Source organism: Micromonospora sp. NPDC005237 (assembly GCF_040607775.1).
GTDB lineage: Bacteria > Actinomycetota > Actinomycetes > Mycobacteriales > Micromonosporaceae > Micromonospora.
In genome coordinates, this window is record NZ_JBEXHJ010000004.1 from 427,447 (window position 1) to 440,107 (window position 12,661).

Genomic DNA, 12,661 nt, shown 5'->3' on the forward strand with positions numbered 1-12,661 from the left:
GGCCACTCATGATCAACAGACTGCTCGTGGCCAACCGGGGCGAGATCGCCCGCCGGGTCTTCGCCACCTGCCGCGCGATGGGTGTGCAGACCGTCGCCGTGCACTCCGACGCGGACGCCGACGCGCCGTTCGTCGCCGAGGCCGACCAGGCGGTGCGGCTGCCCGGAAACACGCCGGCCGAGACGTACCTGCGGGTGGACCTCATCCTGGACGCGGCCCGGCGCAGCGGCGCGGACGCCGTCCACCCCGGCTACGGCTTCCTCGCCGAGAACGCTGAATTCGCGGCGGCGGTGACCGACGCCGGGCTGACCTGGGTCGGGCCGCCGGCCAAGGTGATCGCCGCGATGGGCGACAAGCTGGCGGCGAAGGCGCTGCTCGCCGACGCGGGTGTGCCGATGCTGCCGAGCTGGACCGACGCCGACGAGGTCACGGGCTTCCCGGTGCTGGTGAAGGCGTCCGCGGGTGGTGGCGGGCGGGGCATGCGGATCGTCCGGGCCGCCGCCGAGCTGCCCGAGGCCGTGGCCTCCGCGCGCCGCGAGGCGGCTGCCGCGTTCGGCGACGGCACGGTCTTCATCGAGCGGTACGTCGAGCGCGGCCGGCACGTCGAGGTGCAGATCTTCGGCGACACCCACGGGACGGTGGCCGCCCTCGGTGTCCGGGAGTGCTCGATCCAGCGCCGGCACCAGAAGATCATCGAGGAGGCGCCCGGGGATCTCCCGCCGGGGCTGCGGGAGCGGCTGCACGAGACCGCCGTGGCTGCCGGACGGGCTGTCGACTACGTGGGGGCCGGCACGGTCGAGTTCCTGCTGGCGCCGACCGGCGAATTCTTCTTCCTCGAAATGAACACCCGGCTCCAGGTGGAGCACCCGGTCACCGAGTTGATCACCCCGGTCGGGCTGGACCTGGTCCGGATGCAGTTGTTGGTGGCCGAGGGCGCCCCGCTGCCCGAGCAGCACCACTACCCCGCCACGCGCGGCTACGCGATCGAGGTACGGCTCTGCGCCGAGGAGCCGGCGCAGGGCTGGCGGCCCGCCACCGGCACCCTGCACCGCTTCGACGTGCCCGGCGTGGACCGCGAGTTCGGCTGGCTCCAGCGGGCGGGCCTGCGGCTCGACTCCGGCGTGGTGGCGGGCTCGGTGGTGGGTGTGCACTACGACTCGCTGCTCGCCAAGTTGATCGCGGTGGCGCCGACCAGGTCGGAGGCGGCCCGCGCGCTGGCGGGCGGGCTGGCGCGGGCCGAGCTGCACGGGGTGGCGACCAACCGCGATCTGCTGGTCCGGGTGCTGCGCAGCCCGGAGTTCGCGGCCGGCGAGATCGACACCGGATTCCTGGACCGGCACCCGGAGGTCTTCGCGCCGCTGCTCCCCGCCGACCGACTCCCGGTCACCGCGCTCGCGGCGGCGCTGGCCGGTGCCGCGCAGCGTCGGACGGACGCGCCCGTCCTCGCCGGACTCCCCTCGGGCTGGCGCAACGTGCCCGCGGTCTCCCAGACCACCCGCTTCGTCGGGTCGAACGGCGACGAGATCGAGATCCGCTACCACCTGGACCGGACCGGCGCGCTCGCCGACTGGTCCAGCACGTTGCCAGGCGATGACTCCGCCGAGCGGCCGAAGGTCACCGACGCCTCCGAATCGGCGAACGCGCCGACCATGGCGCTGGTCGAGGCGACCCCCGACCGGGTGGTGCTCGACGTCGACGGGGTTCGGCAGGCGTACCGCGTACACCGGGTGGGGTCGGAGGTCTTCGTGGACGGCCCGGACGGGGCGGCGAGCCTCGTCGAGCTGCCGCGTCTCCCGCTGCCCACGGCGGCGGTGGCGGCCGGGTCGCTGCTCGCGCCGTTGCCCGGCGCGGTGACCCGGGTGCACGTCCAGGTCGGCCAGCGGGTCACGGCCGGCGATCAACTGCTCACGCTGGAAGCGATGAAGCTGGAACATCCCGTGCTGGCCCCGACCGACGGCGTGGTCACCGAGCTGCCGGTGCCGGCCGGCGGTCAGGTGCGCACCGGCACCGTCCTGGCCGTCATCGACGGCTCCCCCGCAAGCGGCGACCTGGAGCCGTCGAACCCCGAGGAGGACTCCCGATGACCTTCGACTTCACCCCCGAGCAGGACCAGCTGCGCGACGCCGTGCGGGCGCTGGGCCGCCGGTACGGCCACGGCTACTTCGTCGAGAAGGCGAAGGCCGGTGAGCACACCACCGAGTTGTGGGCCGAGGCCGGACGGCTCGGCTATCTGGGGGTCAACATCCCCACCGAGTACGGCGGCGGGGGCGGCGGCATCACCGAGCTGGCCATCGTCTGCGAGGAGTTGGCGGCGGCCGGCTGCCCGCTGCTGCTGCTCGTGGTCTCCCCCGCCATCGCGGCCACCGTCATCAACCGGCACGGCACCGAGGAGCAGCGCAAGCGGCACCTACCCGGCCTCGCCGACGGCTCGCAGAAGATCGTCTTCGCGATCACCGAGCCGGAGGCCGGTTCCAACTTCCACCGGCTCGGCACGGTGGCCCGCCGCGACGGCGACGACTGGCTGCTCAACGGCCGCAAGTGCTACATCTCCGGGGTCGACGAGGCCGGGCACGTCCTGGTGGTGGCCCGGACCGAGGATTCCTCCACCGGCAAGTTGAAGCCGGCGCTGTTCCTGGTGCCGACCGACGCGGCCGGGCTGACCCGGTCCAAGCTGGACATGGAGATCGTCTCTCCGGAGAACCAGTTCCTGCTCTACCTCGACGACGTGCGGGTGCCCGCCGACGCGCTGGTCGGCGAATCCCTGGACGCCGGGCTGCCGGCGCTCTTCGCCGGGCTCAACCCGGAGCGGATCACCGTCGCCGCGATGGGCGCCGGCACCGGGCGGTACGCCATCGAGCGGGCCAGCGAGTACACCGCCACCCGCAAGGTGTGGGGTGGCCGGAGCATCGGCTCGCATCAGGGGGTGTCGCATCCGCTCGCCCACGCGGCGGTGCAGGTGGAGCTGGCCCGGCTGATGATCCAGAAGGCCGCCACCCTGTACGACGCCGGTCGTGACCTGGAGGCCGGGGTGGCCGGCAACATGGCCAAGTACGCGGCCGGGGAGGCCGCCGCGCTCGCCGTGGACACCGCCGTGCAGGCCCTCGGCGGGGCGGGCATGACCACCGAGTACGGGGTGGCCACCCTGCTCGGCGCGGTCCGGGCCGGCCGGATCGCCCCGGTCAGCCGGGAGATGATCCTGAACTTCGTCGCCCAACACGTCCTCGGTCAGGAGAAGTCGTACTGACCTCAGCCGGGGGCGCGGCAGGCGGCGTCGATGCGGTGCACCGGGCGGACGCGGCGGCCCATCCCCTCCAGCAGCGAATCCTCGATGTGGAAGTCGTGGATCCGCAGCCGGTGCCGGGGCAACTCCTCCTCGCTCGGGCAGAGCACCTGCGCGCGGACGAGGCCCACCGGCACGTACCGGACTCCACCCCGTTCCTGCAGGATCACCATGTTGACGTCGTCGGTGGTCACCACGTGCCCCCGTACGTCTTCGGTCGGGCCGTTCTCGGCGCCCACAGTGGTGACGGTGAGCGGGAGCACCGGTGTGCTGATCACCGGCAGCGCGGCCCAGACCAGCATGGCCAGCACTGCCACCTCGGTCAGCGACGCCAGCGGTCGGATCACCACGCCGGGTAGCGGCCCGGCGATGAAGAGCGCCAACACCGGCGGCACCACGAGAAGTGCCAGCACCAGCAGCTCACCCTGCCCACCCGCGTCGCGCAACGTCGGCAGCAGCAGCCAGCCGTACCCGGCGAAGAACGCGGCGATCGCCGACAACCGGGGTACGACCCACTCGTGCAGCCGGTCCGGACGGAGCTGGAACGCGGCGGCGAACGCCGGCAGCAGCAGCGGCAGGTAGAGCAGCGGCCAGGTGAGCAGGGCGAGCAGGAAGCTCGCCAGCACCACCCAGGCCGGGGTGAGGTCCGCCCAGCGCGCGAAGAGCGGGCGGCGACGGGTGCCGGGCGGCAGTCGTTCCACGCTCACGGCCAGCACCGCGCCGAGCGCGAAGACGGCGACCAGTCCGGTGGAGAGCAGCCGGGCCGCCGTGGTCAGGAACCCGGCGAGCAGGTTGACCGGACCGACGTTGGCGACCAGCAGCAGCGTGGTCTGGAGTTCCCCACCCGCCTCCACGCCGAGCCGGAGCACCGAGAAGATCGCCGGTACGCCCACGACCGCCGTCCAGAACGACTGGCTGGCCCGCGCCCGCCGCTCCGCCGGTTCCCACCGCACCGGCACCTGCTCGACGTCGGCGACCGGCACGGCGGGTTCGGCCCGCGGCACCCCGGTCGGCCACCCAACGGCGTCCACCTCGACGTGGTCGGTCGGCACGGAAGGCCGGGGCGGCGGCACCCCGCCGCCGGCGCTCGCGTCACCGGTGGCGGTCGGCACCGTGCTCACCGCCGGGGCGCCTTGTCGTCGAAGTCGACCAGCTTCGGAACCTCAAGGGGTTGCGGCTGAGTCTTCTCGACGCGCAGCCACGGGCCCAGGGTCCGGTTGTACGCCGTCAGCCACGGGCTGGCCTGCCCGTTGCGGCCCTGCTGGTAGCTCTTCTGCAGGAAGAAGGCGACCAGGTCACGCAGCGCCGGATCGCCGATCGGCACGCCGATGCCCAACAGCTCGCTCGTGCCGAAGGGCAGGTCGACGATCTCGAACTCCTTCGGGTACGTGGCCAGGAAGCCCGCGAGGATCGTCTCGTCCGAGCTGACCACGTCGTACCGGCCGGCGCGGATGCCTGTCACGCAATCCCAGACGTCCTTCACCACCAACGCCTTGACCTGGCGCTTCTCCAGCTCGCCCTCCGTGGTGGAACCGCCGGTGGTGCAGACCTTGTAGGCCGGGTCGCGCAGGTCCTCAATGGTGCGGATCTTGTCCTTCAGCCGGACCGGCACCAGCACCTCCTGGGTGGTGACGAAGTACGGCCCGGCGAAGCTGACCAGCTTCTTGCGCTCCTCGGTCATCGAGAAGCTGGACACCACCAGGTCGACGGTGCCGCCCTGCAGATACGGGATCCGGTCCTCGGTGGCCGCCGACACGAACTCCAACTGCTGGTCGCCCTCGTAGCCGAGGGAGGCGGCGATGTACCTACCGATCTCGACGTCGAAGCCGACGTGCTGGCCGTTGCGGAGGTCGCCCATCAACGGCTCGTTGGTGGCGACACCGATGCGCAGCTTCGACTGCCCGTAGATGTGCGACTCGCGCAGCTTCTCCTGCACCGACGGCAGGTCCGGCTCCTTGCGGCTGTCGCAGCCGGCGGCGGCGGAGAGGGTGAGGGTCAGGGCAACCGCCAGCGTCGTCGCGACCGAGCGGAGCCGGGACTGGGAACTGTGGACGTTCATGGGCGACCTCGCTGACGGAGCAGCCTGCGGAACACCGAGAGTAGCGAGCTGGGTCCACTGCGTGTGCACGCCGACCGGTCGGGTCGGCTGGTCCGTTCGATCAACGCCGATCGGCGCGGCGGATCGCGTCTCCGGTTGACAGCGGGCCCGGTCACGACATGCTGGAGGAGTGAGTCGACTGTCCAGGATCGATGCGCGGATGGTGGCGGCGGTCGCGGCGCCGGGCGCCGTCGCGCTGCTGGCCCTGCTGGTCGTTCTGCGCCGGCAGGACCTTCTCGGTGTCGTTCTCGCGCTGCTCTGCGTGCTGCTGGCCATGGTCACCGCGGTCGCCGTGTCCGCCGCCCGCCAGCGCGCCGAACCAGAGCCGGCGGACCAACCGCACGCCACCGCGCCGCCGGAGTTGATGCCGTACGGGATCGACGCGGACACGCTCGACGCCCTGGACAGCCGGGACGCGTTGCGTGCGGTGCGTGACCGGGGACGGGCGCGCGGCGGGTTCAGCGACCGGTGAGCGTGGGCGCGGTGAGCGCGTCGACGCCCCGCCCCGCCAGGCACCGGTAGATCCGGTCGACGTTGCCGTCCACCGGCGGCAACACCTCCAGGTGCCAGCCGACCGGCTCGGCGATCTTCGTGGTCAGTCGGAACGTCGTGGCGCTGCACACCTGCCGTACCGGCTCGGCGGCGATCACCTCGTCGTAGGCCGCGCCGACGAGCGGCACCGGCAGGATGCCCTCGGCGTACGTCTCCCAGGTGTGCCGGCCGTCGCAGGGGACCCGGGCCGCCTCGGCGCGGGCGCCGCGGATGCGCACCGGGCCGAAGCACTCCAGCTCGGGCAGGCAACGGGCACCGCTGGGCAGCGCGGTCGGTGCCCCGGCGCCGGACGCGCAGCCGGGCAGCGGCCCGGTCGCCGGTGCCGCGACCTGGGTCACCGACGGTGACGGGTCGGGCGGCGAACCACTGCTCGCCAGCCAGGCCCCGGTGGTGGCCGAGGCGGCGAGCGCCAGCACTCCGGCGCCGCCGAGGAACCAGCGCCGCCGCCAGCGCCGGCCGCCGGGGACGCTGGGGCGGGAGCCCTCGACCGGGGGGCGCGGCACTGGCTGACCGGTGCCGTACAGGCCGGACCGGCTCGGGCCACCACTGACCGGAGAGCCACTGACCGGGGCACCGCTGACCGGGGAGCCGCTGGTCGGGACGCCGCTCACCGGGGCGGCCGGCGAGCCGAACGGCAGGTTGGCGAGCAGGTCGTGCAGTTCGAGGGCGGACGGTCGCTCGGCCGGGTCGTTGGCCATGCCGAGGCGCAGCACGTCGATGAGCTCGTCCGGTACGCCCGCGAGGCCGGGAAGTGGCTGGTTGAACATCTCCAGCACGGTCACCAGGCTGGGGTTGCGCTCGGACTGCCAGCGGGGCGGCCGGCCGTGCATCACCGCGTAGAGGGTGGCGCAGAGCGCGTACACGTCGACGGCCGGCGACGGCGGGCTGTGGCTGAACATCTCCGGCGGTGCGTACGCCGGGGTGAGCACCTCCAGGGTGACCGAGGCGTCGCGCGCCTCGGCCAGCACGGCCAGCCCGAAGTCGGCCAGCACCGCCGAGTTGAAGTGCGAGTAGAGGATGTTCGCGGGCTTCACGTCCCGGTGCAGCACACCGGCCCCGTGCGAGTGCGCCAACGCATCCGCGATCTTGATGCCGAGATCGCGGGCCTCCACCGGGCCGAGCGGCGAGCTGCGCATCCGCTCGGCGTACGACCCGTCACAGAGTTCCATGATCAGGTATGGGTGCTGGTCGACGGTGACGCCGACGTCGAAGAGGTCCACCACGTGCGGGTGCGACGACATCCGCCCGGCGGCCCGCGCCTCGCGCAGGAAACGGGCCTGGTCGCGCTCGCTGTCCAGCGTGCGGTTCTCGACCTTGACGGCGACCTCTCGGCCGACCGAGATCTGGGTGGCCTGGTAGACAGTGGCGTAGCCGCCTCGGGCAAAGACCCGCAAATCAGTCAGACCGGGCACGATCGGCACCGGCAAGCCACCGGTCGGGGTGTCGGTCACCGCTCGAAAATACCCAACCCGGCCGGCGGCTCAGCGCGCCGCGTCCGCCGGAGCGGCACCGGCCGCGCCGGGCGCCTCTCCGGCGCCTCCCGGCACGTCGACATCGGCCGACGTGGAGGCGGCGGGAGCGGCAGGGGCGGGAGACACGGCAGCGGTGTCGGCAGCGGTGTCGGCGGCGGCCGGCGTGCCCCGGCGAGCGTCCATCCGCAATCCGACCGCGGTGGCCGCCGCGCCCAACCCCTCCCAGGCGGCCACGCCGAAGAACCGGTCCGGGGCGATGTCGGCCAGCACGGCGATGCTGAACACGGTGAAGGTGACCAGCCGGAAGACCACCGTGAACCGGTAGAACGCCCGCCACTCGGTGACCGTCGCGAGCAGGTAGTAGACGCCCATGTTGAACGACGCCATCGAGGACGCCAGCAGGAACGTGCCGGTGTAGTCGCCGGCGCCACGCGTCGCCGGCACCTCGAACCCGAGCAGGCGCAGCTGCGCCTCCGGCCAGAGCAACCCGACCGCGCCCATCACCAGCGCCAGTACGCCGAAGACCGCGATGGTCCACCCCGCGACGGAACGCGGCAGCTTCATGAGGGCCTCCCCAGGCACGGCGACGGTCGCCACTGTGGACCACCGCACGGTGGTGACACGCTAGCCCCTCACCCCGACCACCACATCCCCAGAACCGCCAAAACCGCCCCACCCCACCCCACTCCCACCCCACCCGCCACCCACCGCGGCGATCATGAAGTTATTGCCACCGATATCGGCGTGTCGGCGCAATAACTTCATGATCAACGGGCGGGGGGACCCCGGGCGGGGACCCGGGGCGGGGGAGGGGTCAGGGGAGGGTTAGGCGGGTTTGGAGGGCTTCGGCTGCTGCTCGTTCGCTGCGTTGTTCGGTGGCGTACGCGAGGCGGACCGCCTCGTCGGCGCAGGACCGCGCCTCCGCCGCGTGGCCGCAGGCCGCCAGCGCCTCGGCGAGCACGCTCGCCGCGATCACCTGACTGCGCACGTCCTCGGCGGGCGCGGTGACCGCCCGTCGGGCCCAGTCCAGCGCCTGCTCCCGCTGACCGTGGGCGAGCAGCGCCGACGCGTACCGGGCCATGGTCTGGCGGCGGGAGAAGAGCAGGGAGGGCGCGTTGGCGGCAGCCGTCGCCACCGGGGCGAGCAACCCGACCGCCGTCGCCGGGTCACCGGCGGCCAGCCGGGCGGTGGCCAGCAGCACCCGGGGCGCGACCTGCGCCGGCGCCTGCGGGTTGTGCGGTTCGACGGCCGTCAGCACCGCTCGGGCGGCCTGCTCGGCGGTCTCGTGGTCGCCCATGTCCAGCGCCACGAAGCCGCGCAGCGTGCCGGCCATTCCGGTGAGCAGCGGGTGTGAGGTCTGGTCGGCGTACGCCAGGGCGTCGGTGAGCAGGTCGGCCGCGTGCTCCGGCTCGCCCAGCCCACGGGCCACGACGGCCCGGACGACCAGCGCGAACCCGCGCCCCCAGTCGTCGGACGCGGCGGCGAACTCGCGGTACGCCCGGCGGGCCTCCCGGTCCGCCTCGGCCAGCTCGCCCAACTCGGCGGTGGCGAACGCCGCGACCGCGCGCAGCGTGCCCACCGCCCACGCCTCGCCGACCCGCTCGCCGAAGGGCAGGAAGACCTGCGCCATCCGGCACGCCTCCCGCAGCCGACCGGCGAGCAGCCGGGCGAACGCGGTGGTGCCCCGCAGCCAGGCCCGCCCGTACGGGTCCTTCAGTTCGGCGAAGAGCCGGGCGGCCCGGCCGAGGACGGCATCGGTACCGGCGAAGTCACCCCGGGTCGTGGTCACCCAGGCCAGGTTCTGCAGCGACCAGGCCTGCCCACGCCGATCCTGTGCGCTGAGGCTGACCTGGTAGGCGGCAGCCAACCGGCTGCTCGCCTGGCTGAGCCGACCGGCCACGAAGTCGCCCATGCCGAGCCGACGCATGGCGGACGCGCGCAGCGTGGGCAGCCCGCCGGCCGTGGCCACCTGCAACGCCTCCTGCCAGGCGGCCTCCGCCCGACCCTGGTCGCCGAGGGTCTGCTGGGCCTGCCCGGCGAGCAGCAGGGCGCTGGCACGGGTGGCTTCGTCCCCCGCGTTGGCGGCGATCTTCTCGGCGAAGGCGAGCGCGTCGGCGACCCGGCCGATCTGCAGCAGCGCACGGGCGTGCACCACCCGGTCGGTCGCCGGTATCCCGTCGCGGGCCAGCTCGCTGGCGCGTTCGGCGTACTCGACGGCGAGCGCGGGCTCCCCGGCGGACAGCGACCGGCGGGCGGCCCGGCCGAACGCGGCGACCCCGAGCGGGACCACGGCGCGGGCCGGCGCGTCCGGTCGCAGTTTCACCGCGTCGGCGAGCGTGGCGGCCCGCTGGACGTGCATGGCGACGAAGTCGTCGCGTGCCTCCTCGGTGAAGCCGCCCACCCCGCCGGTCGTGACCCCGTCGACGGGCACCGCCCAGCGGGCCAGCGCGGCGTGCCGCTCGGCCAGTTCCGCCTTGCTCACCCCGGCGTACGCGGCCTCCCGCATGAGCGGGGTGGCGAACGCGTAGCCGGCGCGGGTGCGGTGCAGCATGCGGCGTTGCAGCAGCTCCTCGACGGCCCGGTCGAACTCCACGGCGACCACCGCCGAGGGCCTCCCGTCGCGGCCGGCTCGCTGCTCGCGCAGCGCCTCCAGCGCGCCGGTCGGCACCGTGTCACCGACCACCGCCGCGTCCCGCAGGACGGAACGGGCGTCCGGTGGCAGCGCGTCGATCCGGGCGGCCAGGACGGCCGCGAGGTCCCGGGAGAGCAGCCGGCTGCCCAGGGAACCGGGTACGAGGCGCCAGCCGGCCGGCGTGCTCGGGTCACGGTCACCGGACGCGGGCCACTCGGCGGTCAGCGCGCCGCGTTCGATCAGCAGGGTGACCAGCTCCGCGAGGTAGAACGGGTTGCCCTGGGCGGTGGCGAGCAGCCGGTCCGCGTCGGCCGGTGGCAGCTTCCCGCCGCCGAGGTAGCTGGTGAGCAGCCGGGCGGCGTCGGCGCCCCGCAGCGGCGGCAGGGAGTGCACCTCGGCGTCCGCGACGCGGGTCAGCGCACCGGCGGTGCGGACCAGCTCGGGGCGGCCGAGCAGCAGCACGAGCACCGGGCCGGTGAGTCGGGAGAGGGTCCCCCCGAGAGCGCGGATGGTCTCGGGGGTGGCGTCGTGCAGGTCGTCCACCACGATCACCAGGGGCGCCTCCGAGGCGAGCCCGCTGAGCAGGTCGGCGACGGCGTTCGGCACCGCCTCGGCATCGGCGGGCGAGGCGGTCGTGCTGCCCCACTCGCCGTTGTCGGTGCCGCCGTGCACGGGCAGTTCGGCGTACCCGAGCAGGGTGAGCAGTTGGTCGGTGGCGATCGCGGGCGTCTCGCCGGCGGAGCGGGCGAGCCGCTGACCGAGCCGCCGCAGCCGCTCCTCCACGGCCGGCCGGGTCAGCGCGGTTGCCGCGTCACCGGGCAGACCGACCGCGGCACGGACCAGGTCGGCCAACGGCGCGAGCCTGCGCCGCTCACCGAAGGCGGCGCACCGCACCGAGAGCACCCGGGCGCCGGTGTGCGCGGCGTACCGGCCGGCGCCCACGTCGTACCCGGCGGCGAGGCGCTCGACCTCGGCGGCGAACCGGGACTTGCCGATGCCCGCCTCGGCGGTCATCAGCAGCACCCGCGGGTCACCCTGGTCGATCACCTCGGCGAGTCGGCCGGCGACCCGGCCGATCTCGGTCTCCCGGCCCACGTAGGGCGCCTCGTCGCCGAGACCCGACCGGGTGCCCGGCGCGTCCAGCAGGCCCAGCAGCTCGTACGCCTCGACCGGCTCGCGCTTGCCCTTGAGCCGCAGCGGGCGCAGCGCCCGCCAGGAGGCGACGTGCCGGGTCGCGGCGGCGGTCCGTCCGCCGGCGTAGACCGCGCCGACCGCGGCGGCGTCGGCCAGCCGGGCGGCGGTGTTCACCGTGTCGCCGATGACCGTGTATTCGATGGCCGCCTGGATGCCGGCGATGACGTCGCCGGTGTTCAGACCGACCCGCAGGCCGAGCGGCGCACCGCCACCGCGCTCATCGTCGAGCACCCGGCGCACGGCCCGCTGCATGGACAAAGCGGCCCGGACGGCCCGTTCGGCGTCGTCCTCGTGTGCCACCGGCGCCCCGAAGACCGCCATGATCCCGTCGCCGGTCAGCTTGTCGACGTGCCCACCGAACGTCTTCACCGCCCCCGCGAGGGAGGCGAGCACCCGGTCGGTGACCGCTCCGACCCGCTCCGGGTCGAGGTCCTCCGACCAGGAGGTGAATTCGGAGAGGTCACCGAAGAGCACTGTGACGACCCGACGCTCGGCCGCCGGCAACGTGGCGGCGGCCGGCAGCGCGGCACCGCAGTTGTGGCAGAACCGTGCGCCGGGGACAGCGACAGTTCCGCACACCGGGCAGGTCACATGTGCTCCAACCCACTGACCCCCGGCGCGGATTCCCCGGTGTCGACGCCCAGATACTCCAACTGGGCACGGACCGACCATTCCGCGGCCCACCAGAGCGAGCGGTCCACGTCGGCGTAGACCGCCGCGACCACGTCCGCCGGTGTCCGCGCGCCGGCGGCGACCGCCGCCCGGACCTGGTCGAGGCGGGCCCGGCGGTGGGCAAGGTAGAAGGTGGCGGCGGCGGCGCAGTCGGCCAGCGCCGGGCCGTGCCCGGGCAGCGCCGGAATTCCGGTGTACGCGGACAGCAGCTCCAGGCTGCTCAGGTAGTCGCCGAGGTGCCCGTCCGGGTGGGCCACCACGGTGGTGCCGCGGCCGAGGATGGTGTCGCCGGTGAACACGACCCGCTCCTCGCCGTGCTCGACCAAGAAGCAGACCGAGTCGGCGGTGTGTCCGGGGGTGTTCAGCAGGTGGATCTCCAGCCCGAAGCCGCCGAGGTGCTCGCCCGGCTCGGTCAGCGGCTCGCCGCCGATCGTGTGCGCCGGGTCGGCGGCCAGGACGTGCACCCCGCCGAGCAGTTCGCTGAGCCGGGCGGAGCCCTCGGTGTGGTCGGGGTGGCCATGCGTGATCAGGATCAGCGCGATCGGGCCGTGCGCGGCGATCGCCGCCAGGTGCCCCTCGTCGGCCGGCCCGGGGTCGACGACCACCGCCGGTTCACCCGGTGCCGCGCGCAGCAGCCAGGTGTTGGTGCCGTCGAGGGTCATCGGGCCGGGGTTCGGCGCGCGCAGCAGTGTCACCCAGCTCGGCAGCCTGTCGGCCAGCGCCGCAGTTGCCCCCGTCACGTGCCCGCTCATGGCTGCGAT

The 12,661-nt window shown here is 73.9% G+C and carries 8 protein-coding genes and 1 pseudogene; 3 read left to right on the plus strand and 6 right to left on the minus strand.

The window, feature by feature from the left end; translation table 11 throughout:
- Window positions 1-8 precede the first annotated feature (8 nt).
- Window positions 9-2,084, plus strand: coding sequence for a biotin carboxylase N-terminal domain-containing protein (locus ABZT87_RS14455; protein ID WP_355135822.1), 2,076 nt, complete (start codon window positions 9-11; stop codon window positions 2,082-2,084).
- Window positions 2,081-3,244 carry an acyl-CoA dehydrogenase gene (locus ABZT87_RS14460; protein ID WP_355135824.1) on the plus strand — a complete coding sequence of 388 codons (1,164 nt, stop codon included), beginning with the start codon at window positions 2,081-2,083 and terminating at the stop codon, window positions 3,242-3,244. Before ABZT87_RS14455 ends, ABZT87_RS14460 begins: the two co-directional genes overlap by 4 nt.
- A gap of 2 nt (window positions 3,245-3,246) precedes the next feature.
- Here the strand turns inward: ABZT87_RS14460 and ABZT87_RS14465 are convergent, their stop codons facing one another.
- The gene (locus ABZT87_RS14465; RefSeq protein WP_355135826.1) at window positions 3,247-4,401 is read right to left on the minus strand and encodes a hypothetical protein; all 1,155 of its coding nucleotides are present in this window, start codon (window positions 4,399-4,401) and stop codon (window positions 3,247-3,249) included.
- Window positions 4,398-5,339, minus strand: a complete 942-nt coding sequence (locus tag ABZT87_RS14470; RefSeq protein ID WP_354856532.1) for a transporter substrate-binding domain-containing protein — start codon at window positions 5,337-5,339, stop codon at window positions 4,398-4,400. Before ABZT87_RS14470 ends, ABZT87_RS14465 begins: the two co-directional genes overlap by 4 nt.
- 169 nt (window positions 5,340-5,508) lie before the next feature.
- Between ABZT87_RS14470 and ABZT87_RS14475 the strand changes: the two genes are divergently transcribed.
- The gene (locus tag ABZT87_RS14475; RefSeq protein WP_355135828.1) at window positions 5,509-5,850 is read left to right on the plus strand and encodes a hypothetical protein; all 342 of its coding nucleotides are present in this window, start codon (window positions 5,509-5,511) and stop codon (window positions 5,848-5,850) included.
- Here the strand turns inward: ABZT87_RS14475 and ABZT87_RS14480 are convergent.
- The 4 genes and pseudogenes from ABZT87_RS14480 to ABZT87_RS14495 all read right to left on the minus strand — a co-directional run bounded on the left by ABZT87_RS14480 (window position 5,837) and on the right by ABZT87_RS14495 (window position 12,652).
- Complete coding sequence (locus ABZT87_RS14480; protein WP_355135830.1) at window positions 5,837-7,381, minus strand: serine/threonine-protein kinase; 1,545 nt, start codon at window positions 7,379-7,381, stop codon at window positions 5,837-5,839. The two genes, ABZT87_RS14475 and ABZT87_RS14480, sit on opposite strands and share 14 nt — an antisense overlap.
- 207 nt (window positions 7,382-7,588) lie before the next feature.
- Window positions 7,589-7,966 (minus strand): annotated as a pseudogene (locus tag ABZT87_RS14485) (hypothetical protein); the annotation flags it as partial.
- A 250-nt stretch (window positions 7,967-8,216) separates the two neighbouring features.
- Window positions 8,217-11,819: an adenylate/guanylate cyclase domain-containing protein gene (locus ABZT87_RS14490; RefSeq protein WP_355135832.1), complete on the minus strand. Its 3,603-nt coding sequence runs from the start codon at window positions 11,817-11,819 to the stop codon at window positions 8,217-8,219.
- A complete protein-coding gene (locus ABZT87_RS14495) occupies window positions 11,816-12,652 on the minus strand; it encodes an MBL fold metallo-hydrolase (protein WP_355135834.1) in 837 nt (278 codons plus the stop codon). The genes ABZT87_RS14490 and ABZT87_RS14495 overlap by 4 nt, the downstream gene beginning before the upstream one ends.
- Window positions 12,653-12,661 lie beyond the last annotated feature (9 nt).

What these genes read in the sequence shown, in the direction of transcription:
- ABZT87_RS14455 (WP_355135822.1), top strand. Translation starts at nt 9, where the DNA reads ATGATCAACAGACTGCTCGTGGCCAACCGGGGCGAGATCGCCCGCCGG.
- ABZT87_RS14460 (WP_355135824.1), top strand. Translation starts at nt 2,081, where the DNA reads ATGACCTTCGACTTCACCCCCGAGCAGGACCAGCTGCGCGACGCCGTG.
- ABZT87_RS14470 (WP_354856532.1), bottom strand. Translation starts at nt 5,339, where the DNA reads ATGAACGTCCACAGTTCCCAGTCCCGGCTCCGCTCGGTCGCGACGACG.
- ABZT87_RS14495 (WP_355135834.1), bottom strand. Translation starts at nt 12,652, where the DNA reads ATGAGCGGGCACGTGACGGGGGCAACTGCGGCGCTGGCCGACAGGCTG.